Genomic DNA, 21,027 nt, shown 5'->3' with positions numbered 1-21,027 from the left:
CTGTTTTTATCAGCAATTCCATCTTCATGTAGTTTTTCAGATAAGGCTTCTAGAAACTCTGAAAGTGAATCATAATATAAATCTCCAACTCTTATAGCTAATTCTTTATTATCTAAATCTATGCCTTTAACTGTTTGTGTATGTTTATATTCTTTTTATTGATTTCTTCTACAATCTTTTGGGCATTTTCTTCTACATAGTGGATTGAAAAATAATAATCCTCATATCCACGTATAAAATAAAAATCTCCATAAGTATTCCAATCTTCAATTAATTCTTCTTTTGTATCGCAACGTACAGCAAATAGTTTAAGATTTTCATCTAATTGTTTTTCGATAAATATTTACTAGCAGTTTCTATACATTCACCAACTCTTACTTCAAACATGGTTATTCCTATTTTCTTATTTTAAGTTTTTCATTTATTAGTTTTAATTGTTTGGCTGAATTTTCCAAAAGATTAAACATTTTTTCCACTACTATTTTTTTATCTAAAGGTGTATAAAGGGTTGTATTTATATATGGTAAATATACTTTTATATACTCTTTTGAAAAATATTTTGAAGAGTATTCTTTTTCTTTTTTTTCAAAGTCTATTTTAAAAACTATTTTTTCTTCATGGTTATCAAACAGTTTTAAATAGATATTATATTCTGATATAGTCTTAATAGTAAAGTCATATTTATAAGAAATATTTCTTTCCATAAACTTATAAATTAATTCTTCTTCAAAAAGTTTTTTTAGTTTTATTTGATTATGATAAAACTTTTTAAAGCTATTCCCTATAAGTTTTTTATCACTAGTACTTAGTTCCTTAAATGAATCTAGAAAATTAACAATAAAGTCTTTCTCAAAAACCTCTTTCATTTTTAAATATTCATTTGTTGGCATATCACCTTGAGTTGGTCTGATTAAAGAGTTTGATAATATTTTGATTTGTTCATTTGATAGAGATGTATTAGAAGAACTATTTTCTTTTTCATTATCATTAAAAAATGTACCCCATATAATAAAAGAAAATAAAACAATATAGGCAATAAAAAGATTTCTTTTTTGTTGTTTTGAACTCATTAAACTATTCCTATCTCAACTATTAATTTACCACTACCTTTATCATATTTTGCATACCAGTAAAACTTATAATTATATTGTGATATTTTATTTTTAAATTCAAAGCTTTCATTTTTTGATATTAAGCCAACTGTTACAGTATAAAATTTATTAAATTCCTTAGCTTCACTTAAATCAACTAATAAAACCTTATATAAAAGCTTCATATCTACTATTATTTTTCTTTGATTAAAGTGATTATTTAATGTTGTTTCTAGTATCAGTTTTTTATCTTCAAAAATCAATGAACTTTGGTCTCTATAAAACTTAACTACATTTGATTTATCTTCATCCCATCTTTTATCTTGATATTCATAGTCTTCTTCCCATTTAGTATAAAGTTTATTTTTTCTATTAAACATTTTTTTTAGTCTATAGTATAAATCAAAACTATTTGAGAACTCTAGATTTTTTACTTTTGAAATATCTTTATATTTACTTCCTAATGCTTCTTCTAAAAATAGTTTTGTGGTACTTATACTTTTTATATATGGGCTTTTTAGATAAGATTTAGCTTCCTCATCTCCCAATAGTGATGCTTTTAGCATATGATACTTATAGAGTCTATCATTGTTTTTATAGCCATAATATACAGCCATATTATAATTTGCTATATCTCCATAACTATCGTCCCAATAAGCTTTTTCCCAATATTTACCTGCTAATTCTTCATCTTTTTTTACATATCTTCCATTAAAAAGATACATTCCATAGTCTGTAAAGCATTCAGTATAGTTTTTAGAAGAGCCTTCTTTAAAAAGTTCATGTGCTTCTTTTAGCATATCTAACTTATCATATTCTCTTCCTAGATAACAAATATTCTGGTCTTCCCCTGCTTTTATTGAAAGTTTTAAATATTTAATTTGATTTTTTTTATCACCAAGTCTTCCATAAAGTCTAGATATATTATCAGTTAAATAGTTATCTTTAGCATCCCAATCATCTTTAAGTATAGAAGATATATTATTTTCATATGCTTCAAGTAAATATTCTAAACTCTGTTTTGTTCTTCCTTGAACAGAAAATAGATTGTATCCTATGTAAAACTTTTTACATAAGTCATTTAACCCATTACATTTGTATTGAGACTCTTTTGGAACATATTTTTTGAACTCATTATTAAGTTCTATTTCTTCTGATGCATTAAGATTTATAGTGCTTATAAATAAAAATACAAATAAAATACTATTTTGGAATTTAATCACATTATATCCTTCAGTAACTCTTCAACTTCACTTTTTACATCATCATTATATTTAACTGATATTTTAAAACTTAACCAATCATTTTCATTAAACAGTACAAACTTTTTATCTTCATTATTTTCTTTATAATAAATATCTACTAACATTGAAGCAGAATGACCTTGCTCTGCATTATCATAGTATCTTTTCTTTATCCAGTTACTATTTTCAAGAATTTCTTCTAACTTATCAAATCTCCAATCATCATCTTCATTTTCAAAAGTATCTATTACAAATTGATTATCAAACTCTCTATTCACATATAAGTCATTTAAATACATTTGTGCAATAGCTAAAAAATGATGTAGTTTTTTCTTTTCTTTTTCATTTAAATAAGCATAGATTTCTTTACTAGGTAGAAAGAGAGGATTCAAAAGATGCGAATGAGATATGTTATATGCTTTTATACCTTCCTTATCATCTAATACAAATCTAATTTTCCTACCAAATGTAGTTAAAGGAAAATCATAATCATAAGAACATATAGCTTTTCTTCTTATTTGAGGAGATAAGTTCTCACAATCTTTTGATTCATCATATACTTCTTCTAAATAGTTATATTCCATCTTAGGACAAAAATATTTTTGATCATAAGAGTATAATAATTGTGTTTTATCTTTATCCTCTAAAACTCTTGTTTTAAAAGAGAAAATATCTTCATACTTTTTAATATCTAGTTTTATATCTTCATTTTCATTATTAGTGAAATGTAGTCTATATGAGTTAGTTAAGTTTTTATTATCTTTATAAATAATTTCAAGTATATCATTTCTATTGTGTATATCATGCTTATTTGATAAATGAAATATATTAACAATTTGTTTTATTCCCGTTAATATATCATGAGAAGTTTTTATAAAATTCTGATCAACCATTTTCTTTTCTTCTTCACTATAAAGAGTATTTGTAATGATCTGATCTAATGGTTTAGAGTCAATTTTAAAAAATGTAGTTATTCCATTTATTGAACTCATATGATAAATTGGTTCTATTTTTAAAAACTTTTTTGTATTATTTTTCATGTAAACTATACCTATTTCTTCATTTAGTTTGTTTACTTCTAATATTTCACAATCTTTGATATCATCAAATAAAATCAATTCTTTTTTACAATCAAACTTTTCAAATCCCTCATCTAAAGTGTTATCTAAAAATTGATTATAAACTCTTGGAGCTATCTCTTTTTTATTATCATTTTCACTAAAATCATCATTTTTTATATTGTCAATATAGAAAAAACTTATTGAATAGATTAAAAATGGAATAAGAGAAGATACAATATGATTATCCAGGAATCCAACAGAAGTAGGAGTAAAAAGTAGTACAAATAAATATAATTCTCTTGTATATTTATGTATAGATTTTAATCTGTAAGTCATATATATAGTAATGATAATCATTGGAATAAGGATTAATAAACCAAGTGGTTCTAAATAATTTATATTTGAATACTCAATATTTTTTTGAGTACAAGATAAAATAGCATAGTATTGAAATACTAAAAGTGGAATATGAAGTAGTGTTGTTTTTACTTGTTTATTCATAATATCTCCTAAAATTTCTATATAAAAGTATATTGATGTTTGAGTGACAATGGAAATCGGGCTAGTATATTTGGATTGGAGCCCAGCACACAGCCACTATGTCACATCCTCAAAAGTTGATGATATAGTACAGTAAATAATATTAAATGTATTTAATGATAATTAACTTTGTAGAGTTTAGTAGAAAATCAAAGGCCTAAGCCTTTGATTAAAGTATTATATTAATCCTAATTTATTTAAGAATAAAACAATAATTGCAAGAGGTACAATATATCTGATCAGCGAATACCAGATATTAAATACTGCTTGACTTGTGTGTTTTGTAAACTTCTCTTTTAACATATCTTGATCAACAAAATATCCTAAGAAAATACAAGTGATTAATGCTGCTAATGGCATCATTACAGATGATGTTGCAAAGTCCATCCAATCAAAGGCATTTTTACCAAAGAATGTTAACTCCGCACCATAAGATTTAGACATTGATAATAATGCAACAATACCTAATACATAGAAAATAGAACCACAAAGAATAGTAGCTTTTCTTCTAGTAAAATTAAATCTTTCAATGAAGAATTTAAGTGATGGTTCAATCATTGATACAGCAGAAGTGATTCCTGCGAATACTAATGCAACAAAGAATGAAACAGCAATAACTTGTCCTAATACTCCCCATCCAGAGAAAATAACTGGTAATGAAATAAATACTAATCCAGGTCCTGCTGCACTTGGAGCACCAGCTTCAAATAGGAATGAGAAAATAATTAAACCAGCAATAATTGCAATACTTGTATCAACAATAGCAACCATAAATGATGATTTAACAAAGTTAGCTTCTTTTGGTAATGAAGCAGAATAAGTCATAATTGTACCAACACCAAGTGATAGTGTAAAGAATGCTTGTCCTAATGCTGCAAGTAATGCATCACCATTAATCTTAGAGAAATCAGGTGTAAACATAAATGATACAGCTTGTGAGAATGAATCTAAAGTTAATGCGTAGATTAATAAACCACCTAAAATAAGACCTAATAATGGCATTAAGATTAAGTTGATTTTTTCAATTCCGTCTTTGATACCTTTTAGAACAATAAATACTACAGTTCCCGCAATAAGTGTATGATAAACAATTAATGAACCAATATCGTCACTAATTAGCTTTTCAAACGCAGCTCCTGCAACAGCAGCTTCTGTAGGTAATGCTGAGAATGAAGTAAATACATAATTTAAAATCCATCCTAATACAACTGAATAGAATGATAAAATTAGTAAACCACTAATAATCATAAATCCTGCAAACTTCCAATTTTCATTTTTTGTTTTTGAAGTCTTTACAAATGACGTAGCTACATCTGATTGTGCGTTTTGACCGATAACTGCTTCTGCTAAGAATACTGTTAAACCAATAAATAAAATAGCAAGAAGGTATACTAGTACAAATGCACCACCTCCATACTCTCCTGTAACATATGGGAATTTCCATATATTTCCTAAACCAACAGCAGAACCCGCTGCAGCAAGGATAAATCCAATTCTTGAAAATTTATTCAAAAAAAACCCCTAAAATTTTTAGGTAATTATAGTGAAATTAAATGAAACTTAAATGAAATTTATCAATATTTTATGAAATTAAACTATATTTTGTAGATTTAATGTAAATAGTAAATTTAATAACTAATTAATTTTTTAAGTTATATAATCGTTATATGTTATAGATATTATTTAGAAAAGGTATTAATGAAAAGAGTTTTAACATTTGGAACTTTTGACATCTTTCACTTAGGACATTTAAGAATCCTAGAAAGAGCTGCGTCTCATGGAAATGAGTTAGTTGTTGGAATATCTTCTGATAAATTAAACTTTAAAAAAAAGGGAAGAAAGCCTTTTTATACTGAAGATGAAAGAATGCATATTATTTCATCCTTAGACTTTGTAAATGAAGTCTTTTTAGAAGAATCTCTTGAATTAAAAAGAGAATATTTGCTAGAACATAAAGCAGACTGTCTTATTATGGGATGTGATTGGACTGGAAAATTTGACGAATTTAGTGATATTTGTGAAGTTATATATCTACCTAGAACTCCAGATATCTCAACTACAGAACTTATAGAAAAAATCAAAACATTATAGAGGTTAAATTGAATCATAAAAACTGCGAAGTAATAGTATATTTTTCTGGTGGTATTAACTCATACTATCAGATAAAACAATGGCAAAGACCATTTGAGGAATTAGATAAGAAACATAAGGTTTTATATATTATAACTGATTATGAGGTTTATAAACAATATTTAAAAGATCAATCTATTGAAGTTGTTTATCTTGAATCATTTAGTGATTTAATAGAATTTTATGATGAAAATGAATTTGCAGTTTTATTATATATTAATAACTCTCTTAAAAATTTCCAATCAGTAAGATATAGTAGAGGTTATCATGTTCATTTAAATCATGGTGAGAGTGAAAAGGAATCAATGCGATCTAATCAATCTCAAGCCTATGATTATGTATTTACAGTAGGTCAAAGAGGGACAGATAGATATGAAGAGTATTTATTAAATTTTAATCCTAATAAATTCATACAAGTAGGGCGACCACAGCTTGATTTTATTAATCAAATGCAATTAGAAAAAAGAGATGGTCAAAATGTAATTTTGTATGCTCCTACTTGGGAGGCTACTCATCCTAGTATGAATTATACTTCTGTTCCAAAATATGGTGTTGAACTTGTAGAGAAAATTTTAGCTAATGAGAATAATATCTTAATTTACAAACCTCATTCCGCTATTGGCGTTAGAGATGAAGATGCTAAGATAGCTGATATGGAAATAAAAAGAAAAGTTGATGAATCATCAAATGCTTATTATATGGAAGAAGAGAATATTAATGATGTATTTACATTAGTTGATTTTGCATTCTTTGATAATACTTCTGTAATGATTGACTATTTGCATACTAATAAACCAGCTGCTTATATTGAGATTTTAGAAGACCAAAGTATAAATGAACTTACTAAAGCTTTCGTAACTATAAATAAAGATAATTTTGATAATGTTATTGAAATATTAGATGATGAATTAAAAAATGATACAAATAAAAAACAAAGAATAAAAGTAAAAGAGTATTATTTAGGTTCATATACTCAAGGGGAAAGTAGTCAAAGATTTATAAATAAAATCTCTGAATATATAATCCAAAGAGAACAAAGAGTAGTAAAACTAAAAAAATAGTTTATTAAACTACAAAGGGAAGTCTAAAATCAATTAAGATTTTTTAGTACTTCTCTTATTTTTATCCTTACATTATCAATACTATTTACTATATTATTAGCGGATTCCCTATTATCTTTCATTGTTGCCCAATTATTTTTCCATGTTGTATGTAAGATTTGGGTTTGCATATTTTTCTCTTGAAAACAAATCAAACTTAAATCAGTAATAATACCAACCTTTACCCATCCCGTTCTTGGATTTCCATCTTTATCATCTTTTTCATAATGTGATGCATAGACTATTTGCTCTAAGTTTGCTAATTCTTTTAGCATTTCAAAACTTGAGGTTCTAATATTACTATTTATTTCACTTTGTTCTAACCTATATACATTATAGGAGAAGCCAACTAAGGTAAAAAGAATAGTGATTATTGAAGTGATTTGATAAACTTTTAATCGTTTTGTTATGTTTTCAGTTTCCATAATAAAACCTTTTTTGTTTTAATAAAATAATTTTACACTACTTTTATGTAGATTTTGTTTATAAAATAACTAAATATTTTATAAGTTCAAATTCTTAATTTTAGCTAAAGAATATCATATAGATTTCACATAACAGATTTATAATGAATATATACTATATTAAGGAGAAAGATATGTTATCAAAAATTTCAAAAGTTGGTGTTTCTTTAGTTTTAGGAATGTCTTTATCTTATGCAGCTACAGTAGATGAAGTAAAATCATTTGTAAATGAAGGTGTTGAACTTTGTAAACAACAAGGTACTGAAGCCTGTTTAAAAGAGTTCAATGATCCTAAAGGTAAATTCATCAGAGGTGAATTATATATGTTTGCATATGACTTTAATGGTGTAAATAAAGCTCTTGGTTCAAACTCTAAAATTGTTGGGAAAAATCTTTACAAATTAAAAGATGCAAGTGGACTAATGTTAATTCAAGAACTAATTAATATTGCACAAACAAAAGGAGAAGGTTGGTTAGATTATAAATGGTCGCATCCAATTAAAAAGAAAATCACTCCTAAAACTTCATTCATTAAAAGAATTGATGGTGATATGTTTATTGGTACAGGTTACTATAAATAGTAGAGAATAGTTCCATAATATTTAATTATTATGGAACTAGAGTGTTTTAATAAGAGTCGTTACTACCTAATACTTTGTCTAAAGTATATTTTAAATCTTCATCTAAATCCATATTAGATCTCATCCAGTTTAAGTATCCTGAATCATTTTTAGCAACTTCTGCTACTTCTTTACCTTTGTGTTTACCAAATTTAAAAGTTTTGATAAAAACAGGAGTTTTAGTAAGCTCAACTAATTTTTCCATTGGATTATAGTCAGGATAAACCTCTCTACATTTACCAACTAATTTAGTTAAGAATAATTTCATTACAAGAACATCACCAATTGCATCATGGGCTTTAATAGTAATTCCATGTTTATTAGCTTCTGCTTGTTCTGTTTTATATAATTCTAGTGCATATCTTAGGTATTGTAATCTATGATAAGGCATTTCTGAATATAAATGTTTAGCACATCTTAAAGTATCAATAAGTTGGAAGTTATTTACAAATCCTTCTTTTTGAATCATTCCCATATCAAATGAAATATTATGAGCAATTAAGAAGTTCTCAGGAGTGTTTAACTCTTCTAATCTTTTGTAAAATGTAGTTTCAACTGCTTTTGGTTTACCAACAATTAAATCAGGAGTAATGTTATGTACTTCCATAGCTTCAATTTTGATTGCTACATCACTATGACAAAATTCATCATAAGCTTCAACTTTACCTTTTTGATCTACAATCATAGCTCCAAATTGAATAACTCTATCGTCTTCTTGATTTCCTGTTGTTTCTGTATCAAATAACACATAATGTTGCATGGTTCTAAAAATCCTTTATATAATTAACATACCGTCACCATAAGAATAAAATCTATATTTCTCTTTAATGGCTTCGTTATATATTTCTAATGTTTTTTCTAATCCTACAAAAGATGCAATAAGCATAATTAATGTAGATTTTGGCAAGTGAAAGTTTGTAAGTAAACAGTCAACTTTAATTGGTTTATTCGATGGGTTCAAGAATAAATCACATTCCCCTTGAATCATATTTGTTCTTGAATAATACTCAACTGTTCTAGTAACTGTAGTACCAACTGCTAAAACTTTTTGTGCTTTATCTAGTGATTCTTTTGCTTCTCTTCCAATTTCAAAGTATTCACTATGCATTGGGTGATCTAAAATATCATCAGCATCTACTGGTTTGAATGTACCAGCTCCCACATGAAGAGTTAGATAATTAACATCAAATTTATTTTTGATATTATCTAATAATTCAGGTGTGAAGTGTAAAGATGCAGTTGGAGCTGCTACTGCTCCATAGTTTTTAGCAAACAAAGTTTGGTAATCTTCTTCATCTTGTTTATCATCTTCTCTATTCATATAAGGAGGAAGAGGTAAATGACCAATTTCATTTAGAATTTCTACTAGCTCTAAAAATTCTATTTTTTTGCCATCTTTGAAGAATTTTACAACTCTACTACCATCTTCATTTAGTTCTAATACTTCAGCTGTTAGACCTTTGTCGAAGAATATTTCAGTTCCTAGTTTTACTCTACCTCTAGTCATTACTAAATATCTATCCATAAATAATGGTTTATTTAAAAGTAATTCTATTTTTCCACCTGATTCTTTTTTTCCAAAGATTCTAGCTTTGATTACTTTTGTATCGTTTAGGAAAACAGATAAATTCTCTGGAAGATAATCCATTAAAGATTTGAAAGTAGTATGAGTGATTGTTTGTGTTTTTCTGTCATAAACCAAAAGCCTAGCAGCATCTGCTGGGCTTACTGGATGAGTTGCTATGAGTTCGTTTGGTAAATCGTAATCATAGCTTGATGTTTTTAAAGGATCAAGCATTAAATCTTAGTCCTCGTCTTCATCTTCAGCTTTATCAGCTGGGTTAAATACTTTTGCAATGTATATAGATACAATATAAAGTATGATTAATGGACCAGCCATTAAAAATTGTGTTAGTACATCTGGTGGTGTTAATAATGAAGCTGCGATAAAAATAATTACAACTGCATATTTAAAGAAGTCTTTTAACATCCTATCATCAACTAAACCAATTTGTGCAAGGAAGAACGTAATTACTGGTAATTCAAATGCTACACCAAAACCAAATAATAGTTTTGTGAAGAATCCAACATATTTACCAATACTTGGTAATACTGTAACAACAGCAGAACCAAAGTTAATTAAGAACTCAAATCCTAAAGGTACAACAATATAATAAGCAAAAGCAGAACCAACAAGGAACATTAATGTTGCAAAGAATACAAAAGGAAATACTAATTTCTTTTCATGTTCATATAATCCTGGTGCCAAAAATAGCCACATTTGCCAGAAAATTACTGGTAATGATAAAATAAAACCAGAAAAGAATGCAACTTTAAGTGCTGTGAAGAATGTCTCTTGTATTTCAATTGCAACCATTTGAGAGTTTGGCGGAAGTACAGCTTCCACTGGAACCATCATCCAACCTAAAATTGGTTCATAAAAGAAAAAACATACAAAAAACATTGCAATCAGCATTCCTGCTGAAACCATTAATCTCTTTCGTAAATCAGCTATGTGAGGTTTTAAATCTTCAAGCATTACGCATTATCCTCTTTTTTTTCATCAAAATTAACTTTAAATTTATTTGCTGCATTTTCAACAACTTCTTCGTTTGTCTCTTCTACAGTCTTAGTTTTTTTAGTTTCTTTTTTCTTTTTCTTTTTAAAAGAAACTTTCTCTTCTTTTGGCTTTTCTTCTTTATCAGAAGTTAAGTCGTCATTCATAATGTCATCTAATCCTAAATCAACTTTAGAATCCATAGAAACAGTAGATTTAGCATCTTCAATCTGTGCTTTAAATTTATTTGCTTCTTCTTTCATCTCTTTGATATTTAATTCATTATCAAAAGTAGATTTTGCATCTTCAACACCTGACTTGAATTTTCGTATAAACTTTGCAATTTCAACCATTGCCGTAGGTAGTTTATCCGGTCCTAATGCGATAATTGCAATTACTGCAATTAATAGGATTTCCATAAAGCCCATTCCAAACATATATAACTCCATTGTATATTTAAAGGTTAAGATTTTAACTAAAATTTGATAAAATCTAGCAAAATAGTTGTATTTAATAAATAAGGAAAAATATGAAAATATTAGTTTTACTAGTGATTGGATTTATTTTATTTCTAATTGCAAGAAATTATAAGACAGAGAAGTTCCAAAACATTAACTTGAAAATCAAAGAGAAATTTGAGGGTGATTTACTAAATCATGAAGCAGGTTTATTAGTAGCATTAATGGCTAAAGTAGCCAAAGCAGACGGGAAAGTATGTGAATTAGAAGCTGAGTTATTAAAACATACTCTTAACGATATTTCAAGACATTTTGAAAATGCTGATGAAATTAGAGATGAGTTAAAGATACTTTATTCAAAAGAAAAAGAGAGTTTTGATAACACAATGGAAATTTGTGAAAAACTATACAGTTTGACAAAATATGACTATACGAAACGTGCTAAAATTATGGAGTATTTACTAAATTTAGCATTTATTGACAAAGATTTCTCAGATACTGAGAGAATGATTACTGAAGATATTGCTAAATCTCTTAAAATAAAAACTCAAGATTTTGAGAATTTAGTTAATACATTTAAAGCATTTTATGCGCAACAAGCGCAAAATAATGCTCTTAGTCTAGATAAAGCTTATGAAATTTTAGGTGTTAATTCTTCTGATGATGATGGTGCAATTAAAAAAGCATATAGAACACTTGTTAAAAAACACCATCCGGATATTATTGCAGGTTCTGGTGCAGCTCAAAATATTATTGATGAAGCTACTACGAAACTTCAAGAAATCAATGAAGCTTATGAACTTATCAAAAAACATAGAGCTTAATAGTGTTAGGTTTTGAAGAATCATATGAAGTATGTAACTGTAAAAGAGTTACTATCAAACATATTGTAGATGCTGTTAAAAACAATGATGCCAAAACACTAAGAGATATTCAAGATATCACTACTGCTGGAACCGAATGTCGTCATTGTATTTTTAGTGAAGCTGATTTTGGTAGAATAAAAAAGAAAATATACTGCAAAGATATATTAAATGAAGTTAAAAAAGAGATAACAAATGGCTAAAAAGTTTCCTCATTCTTATGAAGTATGTACTTGTAAACACGTATCTTTGGGTGAAGTCATTCATTCTATTAAAGAGCGAGATGCTAATACTTTAGAAAAAATTGGTGATTTAACTGATGCTGGAACTTGTTGCAAATGTTGCCAAGATAGCTCTTGCGATATTGGTGCTGAAAAAATGGAACTCTATTTAACACAAATACTAGAAAAATTTACTAAAAGATAACAAATGAAAGAAGAATTAATAAAAGAAATAAAAGAACTTATTAAAGTTACTCCTGATGATACAATCGAGATTAACCCTAACTATCTTAATTATTTCGAGGAACAAGAATTGCTTGATATTAAGAATCAGCTATTAGGAAGAAAAGATAATATAACGAATACAACTTCTGATTATTTAGACGAAATTTATGAAAAAACAAAAAAAGATGAGTTATAATAACTTTGACAAAGGATTTTAATTGATAAATTGGACTGATATTAAACAACAATTAATAGATTTTTTACAAGATGAAGTAAAAAAAACTGGTTTAGAAAAAGTTACTGTAGGACTATCTGGTGGGCTTGATTCTGCTGTAGTTGCTGTTTTATGTAAAGAAGTTTTTGGTGATAAATTAAATTGTGTGCTTATGCCATCACAGTTTTCTTCTCAGAGTTCAAGCGACGATGCTGTAGAGCTTTGTGAAAAATTTGGTATAAAATATGAGATAATTTCTATTGCACCTATGGTTACTTCGTTTATTGAAAATATGGATGAAGACAAACTAAGAATTGGTAACTTTAGTGCTAGAATGAGAATGTCAGTTTTATATGATGTTTCATCAAGAGAAAGATCATTAGTTGTAGGTACTTCTAATAAAAGTGAATTATTACTTGGTTATGGTACAATTTTTGGAGATATCGCTTGTGCAATCAACCCAATTGGTGAGATGTATAAAAGTGATGAGTTTGAATTTGCTAAATTTATAGGTGTTACGGATGCTATTGTAAATAAAGCTCCTAGTGCTGATTTATGGGAAGGTCAAAGTGATGAAAATGAACTTGGATACTCTTATAAACAAATGGACGATGTTCTAAAACTAATGGTAGATGAAAACAAAACAAAAGAAGAACTTTTAAAATTAAATATAGAAGAAAAATTAATAGATATGTTAGCGTATAGAATTAAAGCAAATGCCTTTAAAGGTAAATTACCAACAATCGCAAATATTAAGTGGAGTTAAAGATGAAAAAAGAAGTTGCAATATATAAAGCCTCTCTAGATACTGATGAATTAAGTCAGATTAGAAGTGTTTTAGAGTCAAAAAATGACTTATCTAAAGTAATAGAGTTTGAAGAGAGTATTACTAAATTTGTTGGAGCTAAATATGCTGTTGCAACTGCAACATCAACGGCTGCAGTTCACCTTGCATTAAGTGCTATTAAACTTAAAAGAGGAGATAAAATCTTAATGTCTGTTAACTCATTCGTAAACTTACCTGAATGTGTTAGACACTTTGATGCTGAGCCTATTTTTATTGATATTAATATGGATGATATGAATATTGATGTAGATAAATTTGAAAAAGCTTTAGAAGATAACAGCTCTAAGAAATTAAGAGGAGCTATTATTACTTTTGTAGGTGGTCAAACTCCTGATTTAGATAGAATTTATGACATTGCGGAAAAGTATGGGATTATTCTTATTGAGGATTGTAGATCGTCTTTAGGAGCTACATACAAGGGTAAAAAAGTTGGGAACTTAAGAGCTGATATGACTATCTTCTCTACAAATCCATCCAACTCTAAATATGCGATTTCTAGATCTGGAATTATTGCAACAAATAATGAAGATATTGCAAATAGAGCAAAACTTCTAAGAACACATGCACTTACAACTACATACGATAACTATGGAAACTTAGATTACGTATATGATGTTGTTGATATTGGGCATAAATATGATTTATCTGAGTTAGATGCAGCTTATGCATTAGCACAGTTAAATAAAACAGAAAACTTTATCAAAAGAAGAAAAGAGATTGCAGCACTTTATAAAAAGAGATTAACAGGGGTTAAACATATTACAATTCCTTCTCATAAAGATGAACATATCTTTACTCAATTTATTGTAAAGATTTCAAGAAATAGAGATGCTTTTGCTAGAGCATTAAAAGAAAGAGGTGTTGCAACTGGACTTAACTATATTCCATTACATCTTTTATCTTATTATAAAACAAAGTACTCTATTAAAATTACAGCATATTCAAATGCTTTAAATAACTATCAACAAATCCTGTCATTACCAATGTATGCGGGTTTAACAGATGATGAAGTAAACTACGTATGTGACCAAGTAATCGAAGTTGCATCTGAGTGGATATAATCTAACTTGAAACAAAAATTTTACTTATGGGTAGAAGAGTATCTCTTCTTCCCTAACTCTTTCCAGAAACTAATATCATTTTTACTTTTACCCTTAACTTTTTTATATATGCTTATTATTCTTATAAAAAGAACAAAAGCAAGAGAATCTGATTTTGAAATACCAGTAATTTCTGTAGGGAATTTAATAGTTGGTGGTAGCGGAAAAACTCCTATTACAATTAAATTAGCTTCAAAATATGAAAACCCTTGTATTATTCTGAGAGGTTATGGACGTGCTTCAAAAGGTTTATACGTAATATCACAAAATGGTAAAGTTTTAGAAGATATTCAAACTTCTGGTGATGAAGCTATGTTATTGGCAAACTCTTTGCCTAATGCTTCTGTAATAGTTAGTGAGAATAGGGTAGAAGCTATAAAAAAAGCAAAAGAACTAGGATGTAAAATTGTTTTTCTTGATGATGGTTTTTCAAAATATAGTATTAAAAAATTCAATATTTTATTAAGACCAAAAAAAGAACCAACAAACTTTTTTTGTTTACCAAGTGGTGGATATAGAGAGCCTAAGGGTATGTATTTTTATGCTGATTTAGAACTTCAAGAAGGAAAAGACTTCTTTAGAGTTATTACAATCAAAAAAGATAATAAAGAAGCAGTTTTACCTAAAAAAACAGTTCTTTTAACAGCAATTTCTAAACCTGATAGGTTGTTAGAATTTTTACCTGAGGGTACAAAAATGATTTCTTTCCCTGATCATCATACTTTTACTAAAGAAGATATAGAAAGTATTAGTGTTACTTACGAAGATTATGCTATTGTTACAACAGGAAAAGATTTAGTTAAACTAAAAAAATTTAAAGTAAGAAATTTATATTTAATGGACTTAGATATTAAAATAGACGAAAATGTAGATTTCTCAATAATGAGCGAGTATATAAAAGATTATGAATAGTATATATTATTTAAATGACAGAATTTTAGGTCATCTTGATTCTACGAGAAAAGTTAAATCTTTTCTTTGGAAACTTATGTATAAAAGAATAAAGAATAAGATGAATACATCTTTGATTAATCCAATTAATATTAAAAAGATTATCTTTAATAAACATCATATAAATGGACTAAATTATAATGCTCCTTTACCAACAGTTTTTATTCAAAGATCTGCTAGTTGGTATCTAGGTGATGATGAAAAAGAGTATTACGTACCTTTATCTATAGGTTTTACAAATGACAAAATTAGATTTGAAGTAGTTTTAATTGATGGAGAAGTTGATCTTCGAAATGTACAAATTACTAAATCTGGTATAAATAATAAACATAATCCAATGTTACTAGTAAAAAATTTAAAAATACTAGAGTTATGTTTTGAGTTATTATTAGAGCATTTAGAAAAAGAAGAAAACGAAAAGAAAGAAGAAGATAGAATTTAATCTATCTTTTGAATTTCTATATTATATAAATCAGGGTCTTTTAGACTCTTTTTTTCTTTCGAAATAAAAGATATTTTATTAAAGCCTGTAGTTTTCCCAACTTCATATTTAAATTCTTTATCATTATCAAATTGCAATATATGTTGTAATTCAATTATTGTATATTCTCTTTGCCATAACCATTCTCTATTTTCAATAGCTTCAATATCAGTTTCATTTGGCAATATATCATTTGTCAAAGCTAAAAAATATAAGTTGAAACCTCTTTTTGATACATCCATTTTTGATAGTAATTTTAAACCTAGATGTTTTGTATAAAACTCTAAACTTTTATTTATATCTTTTACCCTATATGTAATTAAGGAAAAAATGGCTTTATTTCCTAACACATAGTTTTTATTTTCATCTTCTTTTATATGATTCTCTTGAAATTTATGTTGTATCAACTCTAAACAATATCCATCTGGATCATAAAAATGACATAGATATGCCACATTAGGAACTTGAAAAGCAGGGCCAATATCAACTCCCTTTTCAAGTAGTCTTTCCCTTGCAATATCAACATCTTTTATACTAAGGGCTATTTTCCAATATCCTTCAAGTGTATCTTTATTTTTAGGAAATATTGTTTCTTTATTATTCTTATCAAATATAAGTTCTAAAAATGCTTCTTTTGAATTGGGTAAATTATCAAAAGATAGATGGTAATACTCTATTTCATTTTCAGTAAATTTTGTAAGTAAACTCATTCCAAGTTTATTAATATAAAAATCACAACTAACTTTTGGATTTGAAATATATAAACTATGTTTTTGTAGATATTGCATAAATTAATTTCCTAATATTGTTTTAAGATTTGGAATTCATCTTGTGTTAGTTTCCAAGAACCATCATCTTGTTTAACCCATTCTTCTAAAGTAATAATTCCTTCTCCTATATTCATTTTCCAATCTGAATCTAAATGTACGGTTTTTTCATTAATTACTTTAATATTTGTATTTGAATATTCTATATGATTTGCATTTTTTGTTAAGTCATTCCAAAATGTTGAAATAGCTTCTTTCCCTTTAAATTCTCCAACTTCTTTGATTATCATTACTGCATCATCTGTATATGCATCTATGCAATACTGTACATTACCCTTATTAAAGTTTTCTACCCATGCATTTGTATATTGTTTAAAATCTTCTATTATTGCTTTAGTTTCCATTTTATGTCCTTTTTAATTTACTTACATGTAAGTAAGTTATGAAATTCTATCACTTAAATTAATTTTTGTCAAGACTTAACTTATACATGTGTAAGTTATGATGATATATAATCAGAAAAAACAAAAAGTATTCAAATGAAAAAATCAAGAAAAGATGATGTAATAAAAACTGCAAACTGTATTATTAGAAAAGCTGGATATTCAAATCTTAGTTTTTCTCAAATAGCTACGACTCTTGGAGTTACTAGAGAGAATGTACATCACTATTTTAGAAAAAAAGAAGCTTTAGGAAATGCATGCTTAGATGCTATGTATGATGACTTAGGTGGAAAGTTTGAAGATATTGTTAGTTTAGATATTAATGCAGATAAAAAGCTCTTAGAGTACTTTAAAATATACAAAACACAACAAGATGAAAGAGAAGATTGTCCTATTGTCGCTTTATTGGCTGAATATGATCTTCTTCCTGATTCAATGAAAGAACAAGTTAAAAAACTTGTAACAATTGAGCATACAAATATGGAAAAGATTTTACAAGAAGGAAAAGAAAATGATATTTTCTTTTTTGAACAAAGTGCTCAAACAAAAGCTTTAATGATTATTACTTTATTAAAAGGTGCAGTTTCATACTCAAAGATTTATAATAATTTTAAAGATGTAAGTACAAGTATAATGGATGAACTACAAAGTTCTAAAAACTAAGGAAATATATATAAATGAAATTAGAAAAAATACAAAAAGAATTAATTAGTAGTTTTGATTTTGATAGAACAATTGAAATTTTAGAAAAGCTTGATGAAAAGTTTGAAAAAAAAGATTTAGAAGAGATTGCAAACAATTTAATAAAATTACTTTTCCAATCAAGAGAAAATGAAGAGATGATCTTCTCTTCGGGACCTTTAGTTGCCTCTAGAACATATATAGATGGGCTTGAAGTAAGTTACGCATTAAATTTTTCACTGCAAATAAACTCTGAATTCTCATACGAATTAGAAAAACCTATAAATGATATTTATAATGAAAAAAATATCATAAAAGAACAGCTAGAAGCTCTACTTGAAGAAAATCAAAAAGAGTATGATAAAAATGAAGATAATGACTTGGCATTCTCAAACGTACGTAAATTAGAAAAGATGATTATACTTTTAGATTAAAGATTATCTTCTATCATCTTTTTTATTTTTACTGCTTTTTCAAAATGGTCTAATTTGTGGGTTTGTATCCACCATGTGGCAGCTTCCATAAGTAAAACAGGATTGTCATTTTTGTTTGCGAAAAAAGCATAAAAAGACAAACCTACATTTGTTCCTTTTTTCTCAATCTTTTCATTACATACTTTTATAATTTTATTTTTTAATATTTCAGTCATTAAACAAAATTCCTATCAGTTGAATCTATCATAGAGTTTAGTTTATATCTTGAACTTGGATAGTATAGTTTTGAATATGAAGCTACTTCATCATTTGATATTACAACCCTTGATATTAATAAACATGGTTCATTACTGACAATATCTAGAAGTTTTTGAATTGGCTCTTTTACCATTGTTGCTTCAATTGTATTATCTACTTTTTGTACTGGACATGATTTTTGTAAGTACAAACTTGGAGTAATTTTTTTAAAGTCTTGTTTTATATAATCTGGTGCAATTGAGGGTTTGATATATCTTATATCATATCTTACTGGTACATCATTTTCTTTATGAACCATCTGAGATACATATATTCTTTGATCTTTTACTATATTTAAAACCTGAGCTATTTTTTCATCTGCTTTGATTTCTTCTAAACAAATAAGTTCATTTGTATAGTCATTACCTCTTTGTTTAATCTCATCTGCAATGTTTCTTAAATCTAAAATAGAAGTTTGAGCTTTTTGATGAGTTACAAAAGTTCCAGACCTTGGAAATCTAACTACTACACCTTCAAGTACTAATTCACTTAAAGCTTTGTTTACAGTAGGACGGCTTGTATTAAACTGTTTTGATAATTCCATTTCAGTTGGAATTTTTTCATCGGGAAGATATACTTTATCTGCTATTTGTTTTTTAATAAAATCTTTGATTTCTTTAAATACTGGCTGTTTCATCTTTTCCCTTATAATTAATATTGGAATATTATCTAAAAATGGCAAAATGCCATCTTTAGAAAAGTTCTTAAAAACTTGGAATTAAATCTTTATCAATATATTTATTATAAATTCCAGATTGTACTATAGATATTGCTTCTTCAATATCATCTGTAAAATATCTATCTTCTTCATAAAAAGATACTTTTTCTCTTAGGATCTTTTTTGTTTCTTCTATTTTACTTGTAGATTTATTTGGTGCTCTAAAATCCATACCTTGAGCAGTTGCTAAAAGTTCAATTCCTAAAATACCAGCAGTATTTTCTGCCATATCTTTTAATCTTCTTCCTGCATAAGTAGCCATTGATACATGGTCTTCTTGATTTGCAGATGTTGGAAGAGAATCTACTGAACTAGGATGAGCTAAGGCTTTGTTTTCACTAGCTAAGGCAGCGCTTGTTACTTGTGCTATCATAAATCCTGAGTTAATACCACCATTGTTTACTAAAAATGCAGGTAATTGGCTTAAATGTTTATCAACTAATAATGCCATTCTTCGCTCGCTTAATGCTCCAATTTCAGAAATAGCTAAAGCTAAATTATCACTAGCAAAAGCAATTGGTTCAGCATGGAAGTTTCCTCCTGAGATTACATCTTGTTCATCTACAAAAATTAGTGGATTATCTGTAACTCCATTTGACTCTATTAATAAAGTCTCAGCAGAATTTCTTATTTGTGTTAGACAAGCTCCCATAACTTGCGGTTGACATCTAATAGAATAGGGGTCTTGTACTCTTGTACAATCTTTATGTGATTGAGATATTTCACTTTCGTCTTCTAATAAATCCCTATACATTTTTGCTGTATCTATTTGACCTTTATGACCTCTGATTGTATGAACTCTATCATCAAAAGGTGCTCGACTTCCTAGAACTGCTTCTACACACATAGAACCTGCAACAATTGCTGAAGCAAATAAATCTTCTGCTAAAAATAGACCTTCAAGAGAGAATGTAGTAGAAAGTTGAGTTCCATTAAGTAAGGCTAAACCTTCTTTTGCACCTAAAACTATAGGTTCCATTCCTGCTTTTTTAAGACCATCTCTTGCTTTTAAAATTTCACCTTTGTAGTTCACATATCCATAACCTAAAAGAATTGCACTCATATGGGCTAAGGGTGCTAAATCTCCACTAGCTCCCACTGAACCTTTTTTTGGAACACAAGGATAAACTTCATTATTTACAAGACTTATTAATGCTTCAATTACCTCAAGTCTAATTCCTGAATATCCTAAAGATAGAGAATTGATTTTAAGTGTAATCATTAATCTTACTGTTTCATTTGAGATATACTCACCCATACCCGCACTATGTGATAATACGATTCTTCTTTGTAAATCTTCTAAATCTTCTTTTGCAATTTTTGTATTTGCTAATAATCCAAATCCAGTATTTACACCATAAACAGTTCTATCTTCATCTACAATATTTAAAATTGTTTCATTAGCTTTTTTTATTTTATCTTTTGCACTGCTATCTAAAGTAATAAATGTTTGTTCATTATTAACTCTTCTTAAATCTTGAAGAGTTAATTGTCCTGGAATAATATGTAAGTTAAACATC

27 protein-coding genes are annotated in these 21,027 nt (G+C 27.5%); 13 read left to right on the top strand and 14 right to left on the bottom strand.

Translation table 11 applies throughout. From position 1 onward, the window contains the following. Nucleotides 1-395 precede the first annotated feature (395 nt). From ALEK_RS10055 to ALEK_RS10040, 4 genes are all read right to left on the bottom strand, one after another. On the bottom strand, nt 396-1,070 hold the full coding sequence (locus tag ALEK_RS10055) for a hypothetical protein (protein ID WP_071625292.1): 675 nt from the start codon (nt 1,068-1,070) through the stop codon (nt 396-398). Further along, nucleotides 1,070-2,314 (bottom strand): SEL1-like repeat protein, encoded by a 1,245-nt coding sequence (locus ALEK_RS10050; RefSeq protein ID WP_071625293.1) that lies wholly within the window; start codon nt 2,312-2,314, stop codon nt 1,070-1,072. The genes ALEK_RS10055 and ALEK_RS10050 overlap by 1 nt, the downstream gene beginning before the upstream one ends. After that, nucleotides 2,311-3,897, bottom strand: a complete 1,587-nt coding sequence (locus ALEK_RS10045) for a hypothetical protein (RefSeq protein WP_071625294.1) — start codon at nt 3,895-3,897, stop codon at nt 2,311-2,313. The genes ALEK_RS10050 and ALEK_RS10045 overlap by 4 nt, the downstream gene beginning before the upstream one ends. Nucleotides 3,898-4,113: 216 nt before the next feature. Then, entirely contained in the window at nt 4,114-5,448 is a 1,335-nt protein-coding gene (locus tag ALEK_RS10040) for a sodium-dependent transporter (RefSeq protein ID WP_071625295.1), read from the bottom strand. Between the two features lie 186 nt (nt 5,449-5,634). On the opposite strand from ALEK_RS10040, the gene ALEK_RS10035 reads away from it, so the two are divergent. Both ALEK_RS10035 and ALEK_RS10030 read left to right on the top strand, forming a co-directional pair. Then, on the top strand, nt 5,635-6,027 hold the full coding sequence (locus ALEK_RS10035) for an FAD synthase family protein (protein ID WP_071625296.1): 393 nt from the start codon (nt 5,635-5,637) through the stop codon (nt 6,025-6,027). 8 nt (nt 6,028-6,035) lie between these two features. Beyond that, a complete protein-coding gene (locus ALEK_RS10030; RefSeq protein WP_071625297.1) occupies nt 6,036-7,127 on the top strand; it encodes a CDP-glycerol glycerophosphotransferase family protein in 1,092 nt (363 codons plus the stop codon). Nucleotides 7,128-7,156: 29 nt separating this feature from the next. Here the strand turns inward: ALEK_RS10030 and ALEK_RS10025 are convergent, their stop codons facing one another. Next, nucleotides 7,157-7,591 (bottom strand): hypothetical protein, encoded by a 435-nt coding sequence (locus tag ALEK_RS10025; RefSeq protein WP_071625298.1) that lies wholly within the window; start codon nt 7,589-7,591, stop codon nt 7,157-7,159. Nucleotides 7,592-7,764: 173 nt separating this feature from the next. Here ALEK_RS10025 and ALEK_RS10020 point away from each other — a divergent pair, with 173 nt between their 5' ends. Further along, the gene (locus ALEK_RS10020) at nt 7,765-8,211 is read left to right on the top strand and encodes a cache domain-containing protein (RefSeq protein WP_071625299.1); all 447 of its coding nucleotides are present in this window, start codon (nt 7,765-7,767) and stop codon (nt 8,209-8,211) included. A 46-nt stretch (nt 8,212-8,257) separates the two neighbouring features. Here ALEK_RS10020 and ALEK_RS10015 read toward each other — a convergent pair whose 3' ends face one another. From ALEK_RS10015 to tatB, 4 genes are read right to left on the bottom strand one after another with little or no spacing between them, the layout of a single operon-like run. Further along, nucleotides 8,258-9,010, bottom strand: coding sequence for an exonuclease domain-containing protein (locus tag ALEK_RS10015; RefSeq protein ID WP_071625300.1), 753 nt, complete (start codon nt 9,008-9,010; stop codon nt 8,258-8,260). 15 nt (nt 9,011-9,025) lie between these two features. Next, nucleotides 9,026-10,048, bottom strand: coding sequence for a tRNA preQ1(34) S-adenosylmethionine ribosyltransferase-isomerase QueA (gene queA / locus ALEK_RS10010; RefSeq protein WP_071625301.1), 1,023 nt, complete (start codon nt 10,046-10,048; stop codon nt 9,026-9,028). Between the two features lie 6 nt (nt 10,049-10,054). Beyond that, nucleotides 10,055-10,789 (bottom strand): twin-arginine translocase subunit TatC, encoded by a 735-nt coding sequence (gene tatC, locus ALEK_RS10005; RefSeq protein ID WP_071625302.1) that lies wholly within the window; start codon nt 10,787-10,789, stop codon nt 10,055-10,057. Continuing rightward, complete coding sequence (gene tatB / locus ALEK_RS10000; protein ID WP_071625303.1) at nt 10,789-11,244, bottom strand: Sec-independent protein translocase protein TatB; 456 nt, start codon at nt 11,242-11,244, stop codon at nt 10,789-10,791. The genes tatC and tatB overlap by 1 nt, the downstream gene beginning before the upstream one ends. A gap of 92 nt (nt 11,245-11,336) precedes the next feature. Between tatB and ALEK_RS09995 the strand changes: the two genes are divergently transcribed. From ALEK_RS09995 to ALEK_RS09960, 8 genes are all read left to right on the top strand, one after another. Beyond that, on the top strand, nt 11,337-12,089 hold the full coding sequence (locus tag ALEK_RS09995) for a DnaJ domain-containing protein (protein WP_071625304.1): 753 nt from the start codon (nt 11,337-11,339) through the stop codon (nt 12,087-12,089). 2 nt (nt 12,090-12,091) lie between these two features. Next, nucleotides 12,092-12,331 (top strand): (2Fe-2S)-binding protein, encoded by a 240-nt coding sequence (locus ALEK_RS09990; RefSeq protein ID WP_083574554.1) that lies wholly within the window; start codon nt 12,092-12,094, stop codon nt 12,329-12,331. Continuing rightward, entirely contained in the window at nt 12,324-12,554 is a 231-nt protein-coding gene (locus ALEK_RS09985; RefSeq protein WP_071625306.1) for a (2Fe-2S)-binding protein, read from the top strand. Before ALEK_RS09990 ends, ALEK_RS09985 begins: the two co-directional genes overlap by 8 nt. Before the next feature lie 3 nt (nt 12,555-12,557). Next, on the top strand, nt 12,558-12,770 hold the full coding sequence (locus ALEK_RS09980) for a hypothetical protein (protein ID WP_071625307.1): 213 nt from the start codon (nt 12,558-12,560) through the stop codon (nt 12,768-12,770). A 22-nt stretch (nt 12,771-12,792) separates the two neighbouring features. Further along, a complete protein-coding gene (locus ALEK_RS09975) occupies nt 12,793-13,554 on the top strand; it encodes an NAD+ synthase (RefSeq protein ID WP_071625308.1) in 762 nt (253 codons plus the stop codon). Between the two features lie 2 nt (nt 13,555-13,556). Beyond that, complete coding sequence (locus tag ALEK_RS09970; RefSeq protein ID WP_071625309.1) at nt 13,557-14,696, top strand: DegT/DnrJ/EryC1/StrS family aminotransferase; 1,140 nt, start codon at nt 13,557-13,559, stop codon at nt 14,694-14,696. 6 nt (nt 14,697-14,702) lie between these two features. Next, complete coding sequence (locus tag ALEK_RS09965; RefSeq protein WP_071625310.1) at nt 14,703-15,647, top strand: tetraacyldisaccharide 4'-kinase; 945 nt, start codon at nt 14,703-14,705, stop codon at nt 15,645-15,647. 76 nt (nt 15,648-15,723) lie between these two features. Beyond that, nucleotides 15,724-16,128, top strand: a complete 405-nt coding sequence (locus ALEK_RS09960) for a hypothetical protein (RefSeq protein ID WP_228289352.1) — start codon at nt 15,724-15,726, stop codon at nt 16,126-16,128. Here the strand turns inward: ALEK_RS09960 and ALEK_RS09955 are convergent. After that, nucleotides 16,125-16,955, bottom strand: a complete 831-nt coding sequence (locus tag ALEK_RS09955) for a VOC family protein (RefSeq protein WP_071625312.1) — start codon at nt 16,953-16,955, stop codon at nt 16,125-16,127. The two genes, ALEK_RS09960 and ALEK_RS09955, sit on opposite strands and share 4 nt — an antisense overlap. Nucleotides 16,956-16,966: 11 nt before the next feature. After that, nucleotides 16,967-17,338, bottom strand: a complete 372-nt coding sequence (locus tag ALEK_RS09950; RefSeq protein ID WP_071625313.1) for a YybH family protein — start codon at nt 17,336-17,338, stop codon at nt 16,967-16,969. Between the two features lie 135 nt (nt 17,339-17,473). On the opposite strand from ALEK_RS09950, the gene ALEK_RS09945 reads away from it, so the two are divergent. Beyond that, nucleotides 17,474-18,040: a TetR/AcrR family transcriptional regulator gene (locus ALEK_RS09945; protein ID WP_071625314.1), complete on the top strand. Its 567-nt coding sequence runs from the start codon at nt 17,474-17,476 to the stop codon at nt 18,038-18,040. A 14-nt stretch (nt 18,041-18,054) separates the two neighbouring features. Continuing rightward, nucleotides 18,055-18,492, top strand: coding sequence for a hypothetical protein (locus tag ALEK_RS09940; RefSeq protein ID WP_071625315.1), 438 nt, complete (start codon nt 18,055-18,057; stop codon nt 18,490-18,492). On the opposite strand, the gene ALEK_RS09935 is transcribed toward ALEK_RS09940, so the two are convergent. From ALEK_RS09935 to hutH, 3 genes are all read right to left on the bottom strand, one after another. Then, the gene (locus ALEK_RS09935) at nt 18,489-18,707 is read right to left on the bottom strand and encodes a DUF6500 family protein (RefSeq protein ID WP_071625316.1); all 219 of its coding nucleotides are present in this window, start codon (nt 18,705-18,707) and stop codon (nt 18,489-18,491) included. The two genes, ALEK_RS09940 and ALEK_RS09935, sit on opposite strands and share 4 nt — an antisense overlap. After that, nucleotides 18,707-19,426, bottom strand: a complete 720-nt coding sequence (locus ALEK_RS09930; RefSeq protein WP_108060774.1) for a UTRA domain-containing protein — start codon at nt 19,424-19,426, stop codon at nt 18,707-18,709. The genes ALEK_RS09935 and ALEK_RS09930 overlap by 1 nt, the downstream gene beginning before the upstream one ends. A gap of 67 nt (nt 19,427-19,493) precedes the next feature. Then, nucleotides 19,494-21,026 (bottom strand): histidine ammonia-lyase, encoded by a 1,533-nt coding sequence (gene hutH, locus ALEK_RS09925; protein WP_071625318.1) that lies wholly within the window; start codon nt 21,024-21,026, stop codon nt 19,494-19,496. Nucleotide 21,027: the final 1 nt, after the last annotated feature.

It is taken from the genome of Poseidonibacter lekithochrous (assembly GCF_013283835.1).
GTDB classification, from domain to species: domain Bacteria; phylum Campylobacterota; class Campylobacteria; order Campylobacterales; family Arcobacteraceae; genus Poseidonibacter; species Poseidonibacter lekithochrous.
The sequence above is the reverse complement of the archived record's forward strand: the minus strand, read 5'-3'. Positions and strand labels throughout refer to the sequence as shown.

What these genes read in the sequence shown, in the direction of transcription:
- ALEK_RS10045 (WP_071625294.1), bottom strand. Translation starts at nt 3,897, where the DNA reads ATGAATAAACAAGTAAAAACAACACTACTTCATATTCCACTTTTAGTA.
- ALEK_RS09945 (WP_071625314.1), top strand. Translation starts at nt 17,474, where the DNA reads ATGAAAAAATCAAGAAAAGATGATGTAATAAAAACTGCAAACTGTATT.
- ALEK_RS09940 (WP_071625315.1), top strand. Translation starts at nt 18,055, where the DNA reads ATGAAATTAGAAAAAATACAAAAAGAATTAATTAGTAGTTTTGATTTT.
- ALEK_RS10015 (WP_071625300.1), bottom strand. Translation starts at nt 9,010, where the DNA reads ATGCAACATTATGTGTTATTTGATACAGAAACAACAGGAAATCAAGAA.
- ALEK_RS09995 (WP_071625304.1), top strand. Translation starts at nt 11,337, where the DNA reads ATGAAAATATTAGTTTTACTAGTGATTGGATTTATTTTATTTCTAATT.
- tatC (WP_071625302.1), bottom strand. Translation starts at nt 10,789, where the DNA reads ATGCTTGAAGATTTAAAACCTCACATAGCTGATTTACGAAAGAGATTA.
- queA (WP_071625301.1), bottom strand. Translation starts at nt 10,048, where the DNA reads ATGCTTGATCCTTTAAAAACATCAAGCTATGATTACGATTTACCAAAC.
- ALEK_RS10035 (WP_071625296.1), top strand. Translation starts at nt 5,635, where the DNA reads ATGAAAAGAGTTTTAACATTTGGAACTTTTGACATCTTTCACTTAGGA.
- ALEK_RS09985 (WP_071625306.1), top strand. Translation starts at nt 12,324, where the DNA reads ATGGCTAAAAAGTTTCCTCATTCTTATGAAGTATGTACTTGTAAACAC.
- ALEK_RS09930 (WP_108060774.1), bottom strand. Translation starts at nt 19,426, where the DNA reads ATGAAACAGCCAGTATTTAAAGAAATCAAAGATTTTATTAAAAAACAA.
- ALEK_RS10025 (WP_071625298.1), bottom strand. Translation starts at nt 7,591, where the DNA reads ATGGAAACTGAAAACATAACAAAACGATTAAAAGTTTATCAAATCACT.
- ALEK_RS09955 (WP_071625312.1), bottom strand. Translation starts at nt 16,955, where the DNA reads ATGCAATATCTACAAAAACATAGTTTATATATTTCAAATCCAAAAGTT.
- ALEK_RS09935 (WP_071625316.1), bottom strand. Translation starts at nt 18,707, where the DNA reads ATGACTGAAATATTAAAAAATAAAATTATAAAAGTATGTAATGAAAAG.
- tatB (WP_071625303.1), bottom strand. Translation starts at nt 11,244, where the DNA reads ATGTTTGGAATGGGCTTTATGGAAATCCTATTAATTGCAGTAATTGCA.
- ALEK_RS09950 (WP_071625313.1), bottom strand. Translation starts at nt 17,338, where the DNA reads ATGGAAACTAAAGCAATAATAGAAGATTTTAAACAATATACAAATGCA.
- ALEK_RS09960 (WP_228289352.1), top strand. Translation starts at nt 15,724, where the DNA reads ATGTATAAAAGAATAAAGAATAAGATGAATACATCTTTGATTAATCCA.
- hutH (WP_071625318.1), bottom strand. Translation starts at nt 21,026, where the DNA reads ATGTTTAACTTACATATTATTCCAGGACAATTAACTCTTCAAGATTTA.
- ALEK_RS09980 (WP_071625307.1), top strand. Translation starts at nt 12,558, where the DNA reads ATGAAAGAAGAATTAATAAAAGAAATAAAAGAACTTATTAAAGTTACT.
- ALEK_RS09970 (WP_071625309.1), top strand. Translation starts at nt 13,557, where the DNA reads ATGAAAAAAGAAGTTGCAATATATAAAGCCTCTCTAGATACTGATGAA.
- ALEK_RS10020 (WP_071625299.1), top strand. Translation starts at nt 7,765, where the DNA reads ATGTTATCAAAAATTTCAAAAGTTGGTGTTTCTTTAGTTTTAGGAATG.
- ALEK_RS10055 (WP_071625292.1), bottom strand. Translation starts at nt 1,070, where the DNA reads ATGAGTTCAAAACAACAAAAAAGAAATCTTTTTATTGCCTATATTGTT.